This is a genomic window from Tatumella citrea (assembly GCF_002163585.1).
GTDB lineage: Bacteria > Pseudomonadota > Gammaproteobacteria > Enterobacterales > Enterobacteriaceae > Tatumella > Tatumella citrea.
The window spans coordinates 3358444-3376733 of the sequence record NZ_CP015579.1 but is presented as its reverse complement, the minus strand read 5'-3'; the positions used below and the strand labels follow the sequence as shown (position 1 = coordinate 3376733).

The following is an 18290-nucleotide window of genomic DNA, read 5'->3' as shown; positions in this document are numbered from 1 at the left end:
ACGGGATTAAAGTAACGCGCATGCTGAGGCTATGCCTGGAGAATAAAATTCATGTCTGGGAACGATCGCGAACCGATCGGGCGGAAAGGGAAAACGCCTCGTCAAACGGAAAAAGTCCGCAAACCTGCGAAGAGTAAAAAGAATAGTAGTTACGATGATCAGGATATCAACGAGTACGCTGAGGAGCAGTCATTGCCACGTAAAGGAAAAAAGAAACCCCCGGTAAAGAAACGGCGTTGGCTGGGGCTGTTTATCAAACTGTTTCTGGTAGCTGCTGTGGTGATAGCTGCCTGGGGCGTCTATCTCGATTCTGAAATCCGCCATCGGGTGGATGGTAAGGTCTGGCAGTTGCCAGCGGCAGTTTATGGCCGTGTGGTAAGTCTTGAGCCAGGCATGCCTTTCGACCGTAAAGGGATGGTTGATCTGCTGGAAGGAACTCAGTATCGCCAGGTGACCAAAATCACCCGACCTGGAGAGTTTACGGTTAAAGGCAATACTATCGATTTATTACGTCGGCCATTTGATTTCCCGGATGGAAAAGAAGGTCAGATCCATGCACAGATGACTTTCAGCAATGGTGAACTGTCGGAAATTAAAAATCAGGATACCGGGCGTGACTTTGGTTACTTCCGTCTTGATCCACGGCTGATTACTATGCTGCAGTCACCCAATGGTGAACAGCGGTTATTTGTACCACGTTCCGGTTTCCCGAATTCACTGGTCGATACGCTGGTGGCGACCGAAGATCGCCATTTTTATGAGCATGACGGAATCAGTTTATATTCCATCGGCCGTGCGTTTGTCGCGAATATCACCGCCGGCAGAGCAGTGCAGGGGGGAAGTACCCTGACACAGCAACTGGTGAAAAACCTGTTTCTGACCAACAAGCGTACCTTGTGGCGTAAGATTCGTGAAGCCTATATGGCTATCATCATGGATGCTCACTACAGCAAGGATCGTATTCTGGAACTGTACCTGAATGAAGTGTATTTAGGGCAGGCAGGAAATGATCAGATTCGCGGTTTCCCACTGGCCAGCTTGTATTATTTTGGCCGCCCGGTAGATGAACTGAGTGTCGATCAGCAGGCGCTGCTGGTTGGTATGGTGAAAGGTGCATCGCTGTATAACCCGTGGCGTAACCCGAAATTAGCTCTCGAACGGCGCAATGTGGTCCTGCGATTGTTGCAACAGCAAAAATATATCGATGAAGATATGTATAACATGCTGTCTGCACGACCGTTAGGTGTGCAGCCTAAAGGCGGGGTGATTACTCCTCAGCCAGCCTTTATGCAGATGGTTCGTAGCGAGTTGCAGGATAAACTGGGTGATAAAGTCCAGGATCTGTCCGGCGTGAAAATATTCACTACTCTGGATCCTATATCTCAGGATGCCGCCGAAAAAGCGGTGACTGAAGGTATTCCACTGCTGAAAAAGCAACATGGCTTAAAAGATCTTGAAACTGCAATGGTGGTGGTCGACCGCTTTAGTGGGGAAGTCCGTGCGATGGTCGGTGGTGCGGATCCTCAGTTTGCCGGGTATAACCGTGCAATGCAGGCGCGTCGCTCTATCGGTTCTCTGGCTAAACCGGCAACCTATCTGACGGCTCTTGCTCAGCCTCAGGTATACCGCCTAAACAGCTGGATCGCCGATCAGCCATTATCGCTGAAACAGCCGAATGGTCAGATCTGGAGCCCGGAGAATGATGACCATAAATTCAGCGGCAAGGTGTTACTGGTGGATGCATTGACTCATTCGATGAACGTTCCGACAGTTAACCTTGGGATGTCTCTGGGGCTGCAGAATGTGGTGGATACCTGGACTAAGTTAGGGGTCGGCAAAGATCAGCTGACTGCTGTTCCGGCGATGCTGCTCGGTGCGCTTAACCTGACACCAGTCCAGGTAGCTCAGGCATTCCAGACTATTGCCAGCGGTGGTAATCGCGCGACGTTGTCCGCAGTTCGCTCAGTAATTTCTGAAGATGGTAAGGTGTTGTACCAGAGCTACCCTCAGGCACAGCAGGTTGAACCTCCGGAAGCGGCTTATCTGACACTGTACGCAATGCAGCAGGTCGTTAATCGCGGTACTGCTCATGCTCTGGGTGCTCAGTATCCGACAATGCATCTGGCAGGAAAGACCGGGACGACCAACAATCTGGTGGACAGCTGGTTTACAGGGATTGACGGTAAGGAAGTCACCGTGACGTGGGTTGGCCGTGATAATAACCAAACCACTAAACTGTGGGGATCGAGCGGGGCGCTCCAGTTGTACCGTCGCTACCTGGCGAACCAACCACCAACACCGTTGGATCTGACTCCACCGGAAGATGTGACAACCATGAACATCGATTCGGCCGGTAACTTTGTCTGTGGTTCCGGTAGTGCGACCTGGCGTTCTCTGCCGGTTTGGGCGGCTGATCCGACAACGCTTTGCCAGCAGCAACAGCAGCAGCAACAGCAACAGCAGCAACAACAACAGCAGCAGCAACAGGTACAGCAGGACAGTGATGGTAAGGGTGTCGCCGGATGGATTAAGGATATGTTCGGTCAGTAACCTGAGTCATCAGGTCATCAACCATAAAAAAGGCGCCTCGGCGCCTTTTTTTTCTGCTGAAATCCAGTGCTATTACAGGCGGGCAAAGCTGCGACGGGCAGCATCAACTGTTTTCCGGATATCTTCCGGACTGTGGGCCAGTGACATAAAACCAGCCTCAAACGCCGAAGGTGCAAAGTAAATCCCCTCTTCGAGCATCAGGTGGAAGAATTTTTTGAAACGTTCCACATCACACTTACAGACATCCTGATAGCAGGTCACAGTTTCGGCATCGGTAAAGAAAATACCAAACATACCGCCAACATGATTGATGACCAACGGGATATTTTCCTGTTGCGCCGCATTCAACAGGCCTTCAGCCAGGCTATTGGTCAGTTCGGTCAGCGTGGCGTGAGTTCCGGGTTGTGCAACTTGGCCCAGACAGGCAAAGCCGGCGGCCATCGCCAGCGGGTTACCCGACAGAGTTCCTGCCTGGTAGACCGGACCGGTAGGGGCTAAAGCTTCCATAATTTCACGACGCCCGCCGAAGGCACCTACCGGCATACCGCCACCGATAATTTTTCCAAGGCAGGTCAGGTCTGGCTGCACATCATAATATTCCTGCGCGCCTCCAAGGGCGACACGGAACCCGGTCATGACTTCATCAATAATCAGCAGCGCGCCATTTTCATCACAAATCTGGCGTAAGCCCTGCAAAAATCCTTCAGCAGGAGGAATACAGTTCATGTTCCCGGCAACCGGTTCAACAATAATACAGGCAATCTCTTGCGGGTGTTGACCGAAAGCTTCACGAACGGATTGCAGATCATTGTAAGTACAGGTCAGAGTGTGTCGTGCAAAATCTGCCGGGACTCCCGGGGAGTTTGGCTGACCAAGGGTTAATGCACCAGAACCTGCTTTGACCAGCAGACAATCAGCATGTCCGTGGTAGCAGCCTTCGAATTTAATAATTTTATCACGACCGGTAAAGCCACGGGCCAGACGGATCGCGCTCATCGTTGCTTCGGTGCCAGAGTTAACCATACGCACCATGTCCATTGACGGAACCAGTTCACACACCAGTTCTGCCATTTTGACTTCCATTTCGGTAGGAGCGCCAAAACTTAGACCACGCGCTGCAGCTTCAATCACGGCATTGCGAATTACCGGATTGTTATGCCCCAGAACCATCGGTCCCCATGAACCGACGTAATCGACATAGGCTTTACCGTCAGCATCATATAAGTAAGCCCCTTCAGCCCGTTCAATAAAGAGGGGGACGCCGCCTACGCCGGTAAAAGCGCGCACCGGAGAGTTAACGCCTCCCGGAATTAGACGTTGCGCCGCACTGTAGAGGTTTTCAGACTTGCTCATCGCTTCGGTTCCTGTTGATAACTGAATATGTCACTAGTGTACGAGAACTTCGGGACCGGACGAAAGCCCCGGTTATTGGTTTGCTACATTTAAGCCCTAAAAATTAGCCGCTTCACAGGTATACTGTACTGATGGTCCTTAATCTGTTGCCTTATCATGCAAAATATACCTGCTTCAACTGATGAGATACCGGTCGTTCCGTTACGACGCATTGATTATTTACGTTTGTTAATACGCAAAGATAAAACCCCACTGGCAGTGCTGCTGCTGGCAGGGTTAGTCGGTATTCTCGTCGGACTGGTCGGAGTCGCTTTTGATAAAGCAGTCAATGCCGTACTGCACTACCGGCTGCATCATTTTGCCGGTAGTTTTGGTTTTGTCTCGCTGATAGGTGGAATAGTAGTCTCTGCGTTGCTGGCAGTAGTAGGTTACTGGCTGGTAAGGCAATTTGCCCCTGAGGCGGCGGGTTCTGGTATTCCGGAAATAGAAGGTGCGCTGGAAGAATTACGTCCGGTTCGTTGGTGGCGAGTCATTCCGGTTAAGTTTTTTGGTGGTATCGGCACTCTGGGGGCTGGTCTGGTGTTGGGCCGGGAAGGGCCGACAGTTCAACTGGGGGGGAATATCGGGCGTATGGTGCTGGATATTTTCCGAATGAAAGGGGCTGAGGTCCGGCATACATTGCTGGCGACCGGAGCGGCATCGGGTCTGTCGGCGGCCTTTAATGCACCGCTTGCCGGGATACTGTTTATCATTGAAGAGATGAGGTTGCAGTTCCACTACAGCCTGATTTCAGTGAAAGCGGTGTTTATCGGAGTCATCATGTCCTGTATCGTTTTTCGCGTTTTTAACGGGGAAAGTGCGGTGCTGGATGTTGGCAAGCTGACCAATGCACCACTGAATACGCTATGGCTATACCTGGTGGCCGGGATGGTGTTTGGTATTGTCGGGGTAATTTTCAACCGGCTTATTTTTAAAGTTCAGGATCGTTTTCAGCAACTGCATGGCGGGCGAATGAAGACTATCCTGTTAATTGGGGCGATCATCGGCGGGACCTGTGGCGCACTGACACTTCTGTTTCCGGAACTCACTGGTGGAGGATCGTTGCTGATCCCGTTAGCAGCCAAAGGCGAATATGGTCTTGCCATGTTGCTGACGCTGTTTATTCTACGGATGCTGATGACATTGCTGTGCTTCTGTTCCGGTGCTCCCGGCGGTATTTTCGCACCAATGTTATCGTTAGGGACTTTGCTGGGAACCGCTCTGGGTGTTCTTGCCACATCGATGTTTCCGGAATACCACCTGCAGGCAGGGACATTTGCCATTGCCGGAATGGGGGCGTTGTTTGCGGCGTCTGTCAGGGCACCCCTGACCGGTATCGTTCTGGTACTGGAAATGACAGATAATTATCAGCTGATTCTGCCAATGATTATTACCTGCCTGGGTGCCACATTACTGGCGCAGTTTTTGGGTGGCACTCCGCTGTATTCAACATTGCTGGCACGAACTCTGGCAAAGCAGGCATCAACGGAGGCCAGGGAAGCGGCACAGAGTGTACAGCAGAGCGCTTGATCGCAGCCGATGGCTGACGGATAATGTAGCAATTGAGGTCCTTAAAGACCCTGTAGTTTACCGGAGTAATTTATGAGCGATGATATTGCAGCACTGCCGTTACAGTTCACTGAAGCTGCGGCCAACAAAGTAAAATTCCTGATCGCTGACGAAGATAACCCTGAGCTGAAATTGCGGGTGTATATCACCGGGGGTGGGTGCAGTGGATTCCAGTATGGTTTTACCTTTGATGATAAGGTAAATGATGGTGATATGACCATCGAGAAGCAGGGTGTATCACTGGTAGTCGACCCGATGAGCCTGCAATACCTGGTAGGTGGTTCGGTTGATTATACCGAGGGCCTGGAAGGGTCAAGGTTTATTGTGACTAACCCTAACGCTAAAACCACCTGTGGTTGCGGTTCTTCATTCAGTATCTGATTTTAATCAGCATCTTTCATCCGGAAGATGCTGATTCTCTCTCCCCCCCTCAACGTTCTTTTCACTGATACCCATTTTATCTGAACAGACTGTCTGAAATGCCAGATGACTGATTAATTATTGTGCAAATAATCTGAAGATCTGACGGGCACGTTGTCAGCCTGATTCAGCCGTTCGTTTTTTTTTGTAAAGTTAAAGGTGCGTGTGGTTATGGCGCAATCAATCGGGGATTTTCTGAAACATTTTTGAGAACAGACAGGTAACTTTCGCGGGAATACTGACAGTCCCCATACGGAGACTGCCAGAAAAAGCTTAAATAAATCAGTGGCTGGCAGAAAGGCGGGCCACCAGATCCTCTACCATCAGAGAGGATTGTTTTGCTGCAACGTCGAGGAACTCTTCAAAGCTGAGATGCGATTCCTGATCAGCAACGTCAGAGATAGCGCGAACCACCACGAAAGGCACGTTAAAACGGTGACAGACGTGTCCAATCGCAGTAGCTTCCATTTCAACTGCAATGGCAGCAGGGAAGGTTTCACGGATACGCGCCAGCGGAGCTGCGCCATTGATAAAAGCATCACCGCTTACGATTAAACCACGAACCGCATGCAGATTTAAGGCCTTAATGCTCTGTTCTGCTGCGCTAATCAGTTTCTCGTCAGAAACAAAACTTTCCGGACAACCGGCCATCTGACCAGGGGCATAACCAAAAGCGGTAACGTCAGCATCATGGTAACGTACCTCTTCAGAAACCACGATATCACCCACTTTCAGTGACGATGCGAGTCCGCCGGCAGAACCGGTATTGATCACGATATCAGGCTGGCAGATGTGCAGTAATAACGTGGTGCCCAGCGCGGCAGAAGTTTTACCGATTCCGGATTTCAGCAGGGCCACTTCAGTACCGTTCAGAGTTCCGGTATAAATTTCGCACCCGGCGATGAAGAGAGTTTTAAGACCTTCAATCTTCTCACGCAACAGAGTGACTTCCTGCTCCATTGCACCAATTATTCCTGCTTTCATAGCGTATCTCACCAATGTTATAGAATTAATCTTCAGGCATGGCATAGTCTACCATGAGAGGGCAGGTATTTATTATTGAATCGTAGCGGAGCTGAAATGGAGATTAACTTTAAGCGCAGAATCAGTGTCAGCCGTCCTTATCCTTCGGGCAAGCCGCCTCAGGGCGAAGAGCAGATCACCCGCTATTTTGAAAGTGACCGCGGCAGAATTATCCATTCTGCGGCTATTCGCCGTCTTCAGCAAAAGACTCAGGTGTTCCCGCTAGAGCGAAATGCCGCAGTGCGTTCGCGTTTGACGCATTCCCTGGAAGTACAACAAACGGGGCGTTATATCGCCAGAGAAATCCTGCAACGGCTTAAAAAGCAGCCCGGTGGCTTAGAGGCTTTCGGATTAGAAGAGTTTGAACGTGGTTTTGAGAGTCTGGTCGAAATGGCCTGCCTGCTGCATGATGTTGGCAATCCTCCGTTTGGACATTTTGGCGAAGCCGCGATTAATGACTGGTTCCGCGAGCATTTGCCGGAAATTTTGTCACTCACCATGCCTTGTGAACCAGAGGTTCCCGATAATTTGAGTGAATTACAGAATGTTATACGCCAGGACTTGTCGCATTTTGAGGGCAATGCTCAGGCTATCCGGCTGGTACATACTATTCTGCAGTTGAATCTGAGCTATTCTCAGGTGGCCTGCATCCTGAAGTACACAGCTCCCGCCTGGTGGCAGGGTGAAAAACCGCAGAATTTTTCGGTGTTGATGAAAAAGCCGGGTTTCTATTTATCCGAACAGAGCTATGTTGCTGATTTATGTGCAGCTACCGGTATGCAGGAATTTCACCGTTTTCCACTGACTTACATCATGGAAGCCGCTGATGATATTTCTTACTGTATTGCCGATTTAGATGATGCCGTTGAAAAAGCGATTTTTGATGTAGATAAGCTGTATCACTATTTATGCGATGCCTGGGGGGATGTACAGCCAAATGATATTTTCCAGCGAACTGTAACTGATGCCTGGCAGGAAGCCGGTTCAGGAAAACGTCGCAGCCAGAGCGATCAGTTCTTTATGTCACTGCGGGTGAATGTCCAGCGTACGTTGGTATCTTTTGCCGTCCGTCGTTTTCTGGATAATCTGCCGGCTATATTCCGTGGCGACTTTAATCATGCATTACTGGAAGACGGTGGTGATGAGGAGCGCTTACTGGCTGTTTTTAAACAGGTTGCCCGAAAACATGTGTTTAATCACACGGAGGTGGAACAACTGGAACTGCAAGGTTACCGGGTCATTCGGGGATTGTTAGATGCTTACAAGTCAATGATGTTGTTGAGTGCCAACGATTTTTCCCGGCTAATGGAAACTGACGAGTTAGCCGGACATCCCATCGAAACCCGTCTGTTTCACCGTTTATCTGATAAACATCGTAAAGCTTACCAGAATCATGTCAGGCAACTGGACCCGGCCAGCGATGCTGAATGGCCACTGCGCGAACGCTATTACCGGTTGCGGCTGGTGCAGGATTATATCAGTGGTATGACCGACTTATATGCGTGGGATGAATATCGCCGTCTGATGGCCGTCGATTTTGTCTGACTTTTGTAAAGCGCGGGAATAATTTTTTACTTTTAACAAAAGCTTTGATGTGAACTAACGGGTAAATAATAACTCTCATCAATTGACCACAGCAATGGGTCCAAATAGCAAATACTACAGAGAGCCGGAAAATGAAAAAAACCACTTTAGCATTAAGTGCACTCGCATTAAGCCTGGGATTGGCATTTGCGCCTTTGACTGCTTCTGCGGCGGAAACTGCATCTTCATCAAGTCAGCAATTACCGAGTCTGGCTCCTATGTTGCAAAAAGTCATGCCCTCAGTTGTCAGTATCAGTGTTGAAGGAACAGCGCCGGTGAAAGCCGCTCAGGGCGGCCAGCAATTCCAGCAGTTCTTCGGTGATATGTCACCTTTCTGTCAGGACGGTTCACCGTTCCAGTCTTCCCCGATTTGCCAGGCTCCGGGCGGCGGTAATGGCGGGGCTCCTCAGCAGGAAAAATTCCGTGCTTTAGGTTCAGGTGTTGTGATTAATGCCGAGAAAGGCTACGTGGTTACTAACAACCATGTGGTTGAAAATGCCTCAACTATTCAGGTGCAGCTCAGCGATGGTCGCCGTTTTGATGCAAAAGTCATCGGTAAAGATCCTCAGTCAGATATTGCATTGATTCAGCTGAAAGATGCTAAAAACCTGACCGCAATTAAAATTGCTGACTCTGATAACCTGCAGGTCGGTGATTACACCGTAGCGATCGGTAACCCGTACGGACTGGGCGAAACAGTGACTTCCGGGATTGTTTCAGCCCTGGGACGTAGCGGACTGAACGTCGAAAACTATGAAAACTTTATTCAGACCGATGCAGCGATCAACCGTGGTAACTCTGGCGGTGCGCTGGTTAATCTGAATGGTGAACTGATCGGAATTAATACCGCGATTCTGGCACCGGATGGTGGCAACATCGGTATCGGTTTTGCTATCCCAAGTAATATGGTGAAAAACCTGACTGCCCAGATGATTGAATACGGCCAGGTGAAACGTGGCGAACTGGGGATTATGGGTACCGAGCTGAATTCTGAACTTGCTCAGGCAATGAAAGTTGATGCCCAGCGTGGTGCTTTCGTCAGCCAGGTACTGCCAAACAGTTCAGCAGAAAAAGCGGGTATTAAAGCCGGGGATGTCATTGTCTCTCTGAATAACAAACAGCTGAACAGCTTCGCTCAGTTGCGTGCTGATGTAGGCTCTCTGCCAGTGGGTACCAAACTTGAGCTGGGCTTACTGCGTGACGGCAAACCACTGACAGTGAATGTAGAACTGCAGCAGAGTACTCAGGCAAAAGTCCAGTCTGCAACTATCTATACCGGCATTGAGGGTGCGGAACTCAGCAACTTCGATTCTGCGGGTCAGAAAGGGGTAAAAGTTGACAGTGTTAAAGCTGGCAGCCGTGCCGCTGCGATAGGCCTGAAAAAAGATGACGTAATTCTGGGTGTTAACCAGCAGGCAATTACTAACCTTGGTGAGCTGCGCAAAGTTCTGGACAGCAAACCTACAGTGTTGGCACTGAACATTAAACGTGGTGACAGCAACCTGTATCTGCTGGCTGAGTAATCTCAGGCAGCAGTTGTAAAAAAGCCGGTCAGTATTGACCGGCTTTTTATTTGCCTGAACAGTCTGCACGCAGAAAATCAGCGGTTAGTCAGTTTTTCCAGATCGGCTTCAATTTCAGAAATCTTATTCGATACCACCAGTTCAAGGTGACGAAGATCATCAAGGATCTTAATTTTCAGATCGACTTCGGCTTGTTCCTGCTGGCACAGCTGATCCAGTTCATCTATGACGTAACGCAGATTTGGGCTGATTTCCTGAACTTCTTTAAAGCCTTGTCCGGATTGATCAGAGACGACCGTCTTACGCTGGCGTGGATATTTAAACTTCACGCTTTTAGCAAAAAATTCGCCTTTATCCTTACGGAAATAAATTTTCAGAATATCGTTATTGGCTTCCTGGCGCAGGCTGTAACGGTCAACTTCTTCAGGATGGGTAATACCTAAGCTTTTTAAGTTATCGTACATGGAAAATTACCTTTTCAGAGAACAACATTCAGAATGAACCGTGGCAATTGTTCAGGAACAGTGCTCACGGGCCGCAAAGTCATCACACCAGGCTGCAGGCTTGAAGGGCCAGTGCAGAAAATTCACTGCCCGCGGTCAGGTATTCGTAACCACAGGCAGCAGATTCAGGACTGCATCCGCCGTATTGGCGGAAAGTACTGAATTAGTCGATAGAACGCAGCAGTTCGTTGATTCCAACTTTACCGCGGGTTTTGGCATCAACTTTTTTAACAATCACTGCGCAATACAGGCTGTAGCTGCCATCTTTAGACGGCAGGTTACCGGAAACTACTACTGAACCTGCAGGCACACGACCGTAATGAACTTCGCCGGTTTCACGGTCATAGATTTTGGTGCTCTGACCGATATATACACCCATTGAAATCACAGAACCTTCTTCAACGATGACACCTTCAACGATTTCTGAACGGGCACCGATAAAACAGTTATCTTCAATAATGGTTGGGTTTGCCTGTAATGGCTCAAGTACACCACCGATGCCAACACCACCTGACAGGTGGACGTTTTTACCGATCTGTGCACAGGAACCCACTGTCGCCCAGGTATCAACCATAGTACCTTCATCTACATAGGCACCAATATTGACATAAGAAGGCATCAGAACGGTATTACGGGCAATAAAGGCACCCTGGCGAACGGCAGCCGGAGGGACTACGCGGAAACCTTCTTTTTTGAAACGAGCTTCGTCGTATCCGGCAAATTTCATCGGAACTTTGTCGTAGAAACGGGTTTCTGAACCTTCCATGACCTGGTTGTCATGGATACGGAAGGATAACAATACTGCTTTTTTCAGCCATTGATGAGTGATCCATTCACCGTCAATCTTCTCGGCAACACGCACTTCACCGCGGTCAATTAATTGTACAACCTGAGTAATCGCATCACGGGTTTGTGCATCTACATTGTCCGGGGTGATATCGGCACGGCGTTCGAATGCGGCTTCAATAATTGTTTGTAACTCTTGCATTGTCTGTTTCCTGCATCAATGGTTTGGTAAAAAATCTGACAACCGGGGAGTTGGATAACTCCCCAAAGTAAAAGTGAATCCCGGAGCGAATATCGCTGGCCGGAGGGTAATTACCCTTTATCGTTTGGATTCAGTGCCTCTGTCAACCGTTGTCGTAAACTATCACGCATTTTATCGTCTAACGCTCGTCTTTCGCTGTCTGCCAGAATGAATAAGTCTTCAACCCGTTCACCGATGGTACTGATTCGGGCACCATGCAATGAAATTCCTGCCTCAGCAAGAACAGCACCGATCTGTGCTAACAATCCCGGGTGATCTAAGGCAACTAACTCCAGATATGTCCGGTGATTGGTATGAGCAGGCAGATAACGAATTTCGGTATCAACGTTAAAATGACGCAGGCGGGGTGACAGCCGCCGTGGCCTTGGTGGTACCCACTCTGGCTGTGATAACGCCTGCGTCAGGCCATGAATAATCGCTTCATGACGGTCAGCAGCCAGTGGCCGGCCATCGGGCTCCAGGACAATAAATGTGTCCATCGCCATGCCGTCACGGTTGGTGAAAATCTGTGCGTCGTGGACACTCAGATTACGTCGATCCAGCTCCCCGGCGACGGTGGCAAACAGGTAAGGGCGGTCAGGACTCCAGATAAAAATCTCGGTCCCCCCCCTGGATGCCTGAGGACTTATCAGCACCAGTGGTTTTGAAAGCGAATGCTGCAACAGATTACGCGCATGCCAGGCCAACTGACTGGCACTGTGGCGCAGGAAGTAATCGGCTCTGCAACGGTTCCAGATCTTATGCAGACGGGTTTCATCAATATTGTCCATCCGCAGTAACGCGAGAGCCTGCAGGCGGTTGTGGCGAACCCGCTCGCGCAGATCGGGGTTGCTGTCCATTCCCCGGCGCAACTGTTTTTCGGTGCCAAAATAGAGTTCACGTAACAGACTCTGTTTCCAGCTGTTCCATAAGCTTTCATTGGTTGCGCAAATATCAGCAACGGTTAAACAGATCAACAGTCGCAGCTGCTTCTCGTTCTGCATAACTTCGGCAAATTGCTGGATAACACTCTGGTCCTGAATATCCCGGCGTTGTGCCGTCACTGACATCAGCAAATGGTGTCTGACCAGCCAGGCGACTAACTGAGCATCCCGTGAAGGCAGTGCGTGCAGCCGGGCAAATTCCATGACATCTTCAGCTCCCAGAGTAGAGTGATCTCCCCCGCGGCCTTTGGCAATATCGTGGAACAGTGCTGCTATCAGCAAAATTTCCGGATGGATCAGCCGTTGCCAGATTTCGACACACAGCGGATGTTTTTCCCGGGATTTTTCGTTGCCAAAGCTTTCCAGCTTTTGTAATACGCGGATGGTATGTTCATCGACGGTATAAGCGTGAAACAGGTCAAACTGCATCTGCCCGACAATTTTGTTCCATTGAGGCAGGTAGGCGGATAAAACGCTGTGGTGATGCATTGGCACCAGGGCACGGCTGACCGCGCCAGGATGACGCAGGATATCCATAAACAGTAACCGCGCTTCGGGGATTTCACACAGCGGATAATCCAGGGCTCGCAGGGCATAACGCAGCTGTCGCAGTGTCGCAGAATAAATACCGTCAATGGTTTTATTCCGTACAATCACATTAAACATGCGAATGATGGATTCCGGCTGACGGATAAATAACTTGTCGTCCCTGAGATCTATCAGTGAGCCACGTAGTTGAAACTCATCATCCAGCGGTTGTGGCTTATCTGTAGCGGGCAGCGCCAGAATGGCTTCATCAAACAACTGCAGCAACATTTCGTTGAGTTCTCCGATGTCCCGGGTGACGCGATAAAAATCTTTCATCATCCGTTCGACCGGTTCGTTTCCTTCGCCCTGATAATTCAGCCGTTGTGCTACCGCCAACTGTCTGTCAAACGATAACCGGTTGTCATATCGGATCAGAGTCAGGTGCAGAGCAAAACGAATTCTCCACAGAAAGTCCTGGCACTGATTCAGTTCATCCCGTTCGTCACGGGTCAGGAAACCAAAATCAACCATCTCAGCCAGTGAGGTAGCACCAAAATGACGGCGCGCTACCCACAGCAACATATGAATGTCCCGCAGTCCCCCGGGGCTGCTCTTAATATCCGGCTCAAGGTTATAGCTGGTACCGTGATAACGCTGGTGGCGTTCCTTTTGTTCTTCAATTTTGGCGGCATAAAATTCAGACGAAGGCCAAAAACCTTCACTGAAAATATTTTTCTGCAATTCAAGAAACAACGTAACGTCGCCGGTAAGCATCCGCGATTCGATGAGATTTGTGGCAACAGTGAGATCTGATAACCCTTCCAGTAAACACTCTTCCAGGGTCCGGACACTGTGCCCGACTTCCAGCTTGAGATCCCAGAGCAGGGTCAGTAATTCGCTGGCCCTGTGAGCACTTTGCTCATCCAGCGGCTGGCGACTAAGAATTAATACATCGATATCAGAGAGCGGATGCAGTTCTTTTCGACCGTAACCGCCGACCGCAACCAGGGCCAGGCCTTTAATTCCATCGAATTTAAAGAAGCGCCAAAGTCTGCATAACAGATGGTCAATAAACTGGGTTCTGGCGTCAATAAGCTGGTGGACGGACTGACCTGCATCAAAAGCTTCTCCCAGCCGGTTTTGGAACTCATCCAGCAGGGATCTCAGCATTTCGCGGTTCAGGGTTTCATCGGGCCAGTGAAGCGGAGCGTTAATACTTTTTTTATCAATTATTTCCGGCAGGCGGCTACTCATCGTCGCTACTCATTGGATAAAAAAGCCGGCAATAGCCGGCTTTGGGAATTATTTGTCAGGTTTAACCCTCGTTAACCAGAATGGCCGGAAGTGTTTCTTCCTTACGCAGGGTTAAAATCTCACAGCCATTGTCTGTCACCACAATAGTATGTTCGTATTGTGCCGACAAGCTTCGATCTTTGGTTTTTACCGTCCAGCCGTCTTTCATACTGCGAATCCGGTAATCACCTGCATTGACCATTGGTTCGATGGTAAAAGCCATTCCCGGTTGCAGCACGACTCCGCCGTCATCTGCATCGTAATGCAATACCTGAGGTTCTTCATGGAAGCCTCTGCCAATACCGTGGCCGCAATATTCACGTACAACAGAGAAGTCCTGAGCTTCAACAAACTTTTGAATTTCGCGTCCCAGGGTGCGTAAACGGATGCCTGGTTTTACCATTTTCAGCGCCAGGTAAAGACTCTCCTGAGTCACCCGACACAGCCGCTCACCCAGAATAGTCGGGGTGCCGGCAATAAACATTTTTGAGGTGTCGCCATGAAAGCCATCTTTAATTACGGTCACATCAATATTGACGATATCGCCATCTTTGAGCAGGCGATCGTCGCTGGGGATACCATGGCAAACTACTTCATTGATCGAAATACAGACAGATTTCGGGTATCCGTGATAGCCAAGGCAGGCTGAAACCGCCTGCTGATGTTGAGTAATATAGTTATCACAGATACGATCCAGTTCACCGGTAGAGATACCTGGTTTCACATGTTCTGCAATCATTTCCAGCACTTCAGCCGCCAGGCGGCCGGCAACGCGCATTTTTTCGATATCTTCGGGAGTCTTTATTGAAATAGCCATCAAATCAGTCCGGGTGCAGCCAGCCAAAGCCGGCAAAAAAACAAAAACAACGATACCGGATATGTTAACAGCCAGCCAAACGACTGCCAATGTTAATCCGTCCGTAAGGCTTGTACAGAGCCGCAGGAATTTTAACCATTCCTGGTAACAAATATTGCCGTGAGTAGGGGATTTGTGGTATAAAACGCGCCGACGAATCTGTGGGTCAGCTTTCGCTGTTCCGGGTCCGTTTAATTCTCGTTATGTGAAAAGGCAGGGCATTCCATCGCGTTAAGCGACAGGAAATGCAGACTGACCAAAACACACATGTATCGACACATACTCCGGGGTGCCTTAACAGGTCGGTGGTATGGGATACATGGAGGCTCAACCCCAACATATATTTTTAGAGGTAATCATGGCTACTGTTTCCATGCGCGATATGCTTAAGGCCGGTGTTCACTTTGGTCACCAGACCCGTTACTGGAACCCGAAAATGAAACCTTTCATCTTCGGTGCTCGTAACAAAGTTCACATCATCAACCTTGAGCAGACTGTACCAATGTTCAACGATGCACTGGCTGAACTGAACAAAATTTCTTCCCGTAAAGGTAAAATTCTGTTTGTTGGTACTAAGCGTGCTGCAAGCGAAGCGGTTAAAGAAGCTGCTCTGAGCTGCGATCAGTACTTCGTTAACCACCGTTGGTTAGGTGGTATGCTGACTAACTGGAAAACTGTTCGTCAGTCAATCAAACGTCTGAAAGATCTGGAAGCACAGTCTCAGGACGGTACTTTCGAAAAACTGACCAAGAAAGAAGCTCTGATGCGCGGTCGTGAACTGGCTAAGCTGGAAAACAGCCTTGGCGGTATCAAAGACATGGGCGGTCTGCCGGATGCCCTGTTCGTTATCGATGCTGATCACGAACACATCGCTATCAAAGAAGCAAACAACCTGGGTATCCCGGTATTTGCGATTGTTGATACTAACTCTGATCCGGATGGCGTCGATTACGTTATCCCTGGTAACGACGATGCGATCCGTGCTGTCACTCTGTATCTGACTGCTGTTGCTACTACCGTTCGTGAAGGTCGCTCTCAGGACCTGGCTGAACAGGCTGAAGAAGCATCTTTAGAAAACGTCTAATAAGGTTTGCTCTGTAAAGAGCCCTTAACGTCAGATGTGATCTGCAAGGGGCCGAAACCGGCCCCTTTCATTATTTAAAATTCGTTTAGCGTGAATACGTTCCGCTGGGCGAAGTAAATCTCCTGCGAAATGATGCTGTTTGTTGCTATCTCCGGGTAAAGCAAACAGACCACAGTTAACCGAGGACATTAAGAATGGCTGACATTACCGCTGCTCTGGTAAAAGAACTGCGCGAGCGTACTGGCGCTGGCATGATGGAATGTAAAAAAGCGCTGGTTGAAGCTAACGGCGACATCGAACTGGCTATCGACAACATGCGTAAGTCTGGCCAGGCAAAAGCTGCGAAGAAATCTGGTCGCGTTGCTGCTGAAGGTGTGATCCTGACTAACGTTGAAGGTAACACTGGCGTAATTATCGAACTGAACTGCGAAACTGACTTCGTTGCTAAAGATGCTGGCTTCCTGGCATTTGGTAAAGAAGTTCTGGCTGCAGCAGTTGCTGAGAAAATCACTGATATCGATGCTCTGAAAGCTAAATTTGAAGAACAGCGTACTGCGCTGGTTTCTAAAATTGGTGAAAACATCAATATCCGTCGTGTTGCTCAGCTGGAAGGTGACGTTGTAGGTTCTTACCTGCACGGCGCACGTATCGGTGTTCTGGTTGCTGCAACCGGCGCTGACGAAGAACTGGTTAAGCACGTTGCTATGCACATTGCTGCCAGCAAACCTGAATACGTTAAACCAGAAGACGTTCCTGCAGATGTGGTTGCTCGTGAGCACCAGATCCAGCTGGATATCGCGATGCAGTCTGGTAAGCCTCGCGAAATCGCAGAAAAAATGGTTTCAGGCCGTATGAACAAATTCACCGGTGAAGTTTCTCTGACCGGTCAGCCGTTCGTTATGGATCCTTCTAAAACTGTTGGTCAGCTGCTGAAAGAAAAAGGCGCTGATGTAGTTAACTTTATCCGCTTCGAAGTGGGTGAAGGTATCGAGAAAGTTGAGTCTGATTTTGCTGCTGAAGTTGCAGCAATGTCCAAACAGTCTTAATGCTCTGAAAGAACCGCCAGAAGGGCGGTTCTTTTTTGTCTGTTGATAGTGAGTTCACAGACAATTTTCGTTTCATCCCGTGAGCCTGTTGAAAAAGGGCCTGGCGGATGAAAGACCAGATTTACCTCTTCTTTATTCACTCATGTTCCAGGAATTAATGATCATGGCGACCAACGCAAAACCGGTATATCAACGTATCCTTCTGAAACTGAGCGGCGAAGCCCTGCAGGGTGCCGAAGGTTTCGGTATTGATGCCAGCATCCTTGACCGTATGGCTCAGGAAATTAAAGAGCTGGTTGAATTGGGCATCCAGGTTGGGGTCGTGATTGGCGGCGGTAACCTGTTCCGCGGAGCCGGTCTTGCTAAAGCCGGAATGAACCGTGTGGTCGGTGACCATATGGGAATGCTGGCTACCGTAATGAATGGTCTGGCCATGCGTGATGCTTTACACCGCGCTTATGTCAATGCCCGTCTGATGTCCGCAATTCCTCTGAACGGTGTATGTGATAACTACAGCTGGGCAGAGGCGATTAGCCAGCTGAGAAATAACCGGGTGGTTATTTTTGCTGCCGGAACCGGTAACCCGTTTTTTACTACGGATTCAGCGGCCTGTCTGCGTGGTATCGAAATTGAAGCCGATGTCGTTTTAAAAGCGACCAAAGTTGATGGCGTGTACTCTGCGGACCCAATGACGACGCCGGATGCTGAATTACATGAAAAATTGAGCTATCAGGATGTACTGGAACGCGAACTGAAGGTCATGGACCTGGCTGCCTTTACTCTGGCACGCGATCATAATCTGCCGATTCGGGTATTCAATATGAATAAACCGGGAGCATTACGTCGGGTGGTTATGGGTGAAAAAGAAGGCACCCTGATCGCGCAGTAATCCTGTCAGCATAAATTAAAATAAGGTATATTCTGAACAACACTGGTTATCTGTCATTG

General features: G+C 49.3%; 14 protein-coding genes. 8 read left to right on the top strand and 6 right to left on the bottom strand.

Annotated elements, in window-relative coordinates; all coding sequences use genetic code 11:
* Nucleotides 1-51: 51 nt before the first annotated feature.
* Nucleotides 52-2550 (top strand): bifunctional glycosyl transferase/transpeptidase, encoded by a 2499-nt coding sequence (gene mrcB / locus A7K98_RS16105; protein WP_087489468.1) that lies wholly within the window; start codon nt 52-54, stop codon nt 2548-2550.
* A gap of 72 nt (nt 2551-2622) precedes the next feature.
* Here the strand turns inward: mrcB and hemL are convergent, their stop codons facing one another.
* Nucleotides 2623-3903: a glutamate-1-semialdehyde 2,1-aminomutase gene (gene hemL / locus A7K98_RS16100; protein ID WP_087489467.1), complete on the bottom strand. Its 1281-nt coding sequence runs from the start codon at nt 3901-3903 to the stop codon at nt 2623-2625.
* A 156-nt stretch (nt 3904-4059) separates the two neighbouring features.
* Between hemL and clcA the strand changes: the two genes are divergently transcribed.
* Nucleotides 4060-5472 (top strand): H(+)/Cl(-) exchange transporter ClcA, encoded by a 1413-nt coding sequence (clcA, locus tag A7K98_RS16095; protein ID WP_087489466.1) that lies wholly within the window; start codon nt 4060-4062, stop codon nt 5470-5472.
* 72 nt (nt 5473-5544) lie between these two features.
* On the top strand, nt 5545-5892 hold the full coding sequence (gene erpA, locus A7K98_RS16090; RefSeq protein WP_087489465.1) for an iron-sulfur cluster insertion protein ErpA: 348 nt from the start codon (nt 5545-5547) through the stop codon (nt 5890-5892).
* Nucleotides 5893-6213: 321 nt separating this feature from the next.
* Here the strand turns inward: erpA and mtnN are convergent, their stop codons facing one another.
* Entirely contained in the window at nt 6214-6915 is a 702-nt protein-coding gene (gene mtnN / locus A7K98_RS16085; protein ID WP_087489464.1) for a 5'-methylthioadenosine/S-adenosylhomocysteine nucleosidase, read from the bottom strand.
* A gap of 96 nt (nt 6916-7011) precedes the next feature.
* Here mtnN and dgt point away from each other — a divergent pair, with 96 nt between their 5' ends.
* Nucleotides 7012-8499: a dGTPase gene (gene dgt / locus A7K98_RS16080; RefSeq protein WP_087489463.1), complete on the top strand. Its 1488-nt coding sequence runs from the start codon at nt 7012-7014 to the stop codon at nt 8497-8499.
* A 131-nt stretch (nt 8500-8630) separates the two neighbouring features.
* On the top strand, nt 8631-10061 hold the full coding sequence (degP, locus tag A7K98_RS16075) for a serine endoprotease DegP (RefSeq protein ID WP_087493488.1): 1431 nt from the start codon (nt 8631-8633) through the stop codon (nt 10059-10061).
* A 77-nt stretch (nt 10062-10138) separates the two neighbouring features.
* On the opposite strand, the gene A7K98_RS16070 is transcribed toward degP, so the two are convergent.
* The 4 genes from A7K98_RS16070 to map form a co-directional block, all read right to left on the bottom strand.
* Nucleotides 10139-10525 carry a DUF3461 family protein gene (locus A7K98_RS16070; RefSeq protein ID WP_087489461.1) on the bottom strand — a complete coding sequence of 129 codons (387 nt, stop codon included), beginning with the start codon at nt 10523-10525 and terminating at the stop codon, nt 10139-10141.
* A gap of 202 nt (nt 10526-10727) precedes the next feature.
* Nucleotides 10728-11552, bottom strand: coding sequence for a 2,3,4,5-tetrahydropyridine-2,6-dicarboxylate N-succinyltransferase (gene dapD, locus A7K98_RS16065; RefSeq protein WP_087489460.1), 825 nt, complete (start codon nt 11550-11552; stop codon nt 10728-10730).
* Nucleotides 11553-11662: 110 nt separating this feature from the next.
* On the bottom strand, nt 11663-14317 hold the full coding sequence (glnD, locus tag A7K98_RS16060; protein ID WP_087489459.1) for a bifunctional uridylyltransferase/uridylyl-removing protein GlnD: 2655 nt from the start codon (nt 14315-14317) through the stop codon (nt 11663-11665).
* Between the two features lie 61 nt (nt 14318-14378).
* A complete protein-coding gene (gene map, locus A7K98_RS16055) occupies nt 14379-15173 on the bottom strand; it encodes a type I methionyl aminopeptidase (RefSeq protein ID WP_087490552.1) in 795 nt (264 codons plus the stop codon).
* A 397-nt stretch (nt 15174-15570) separates the two neighbouring features.
* Between map and rpsB the strand changes: the two genes are divergently transcribed.
* The 3 genes from rpsB to pyrH all read left to right on the top strand — a co-directional run bounded on the left by rpsB (nt 15571) and on the right by pyrH (nt 18231).
* Nucleotides 15571-16296, top strand: a complete 726-nt coding sequence (gene rpsB, locus A7K98_RS16050) for a 30S ribosomal protein S2 (RefSeq protein WP_087490551.1) — start codon at nt 15571-15573, stop codon at nt 16294-16296.
* 194 nt (nt 16297-16490) lie between these two features.
* A complete protein-coding gene (gene tsf / locus A7K98_RS16045; protein ID WP_087489458.1) occupies nt 16491-17342 on the top strand; it encodes a translation elongation factor Ts in 852 nt (283 codons plus the stop codon).
* A gap of 163 nt (nt 17343-17505) precedes the next feature.
* Nucleotides 17506-18231, top strand: coding sequence for a UMP kinase (pyrH, locus tag A7K98_RS16040; protein ID WP_087489457.1), 726 nt, complete (start codon nt 17506-17508; stop codon nt 18229-18231).
* Nucleotides 18232-18290 lie beyond the last annotated feature (59 nt).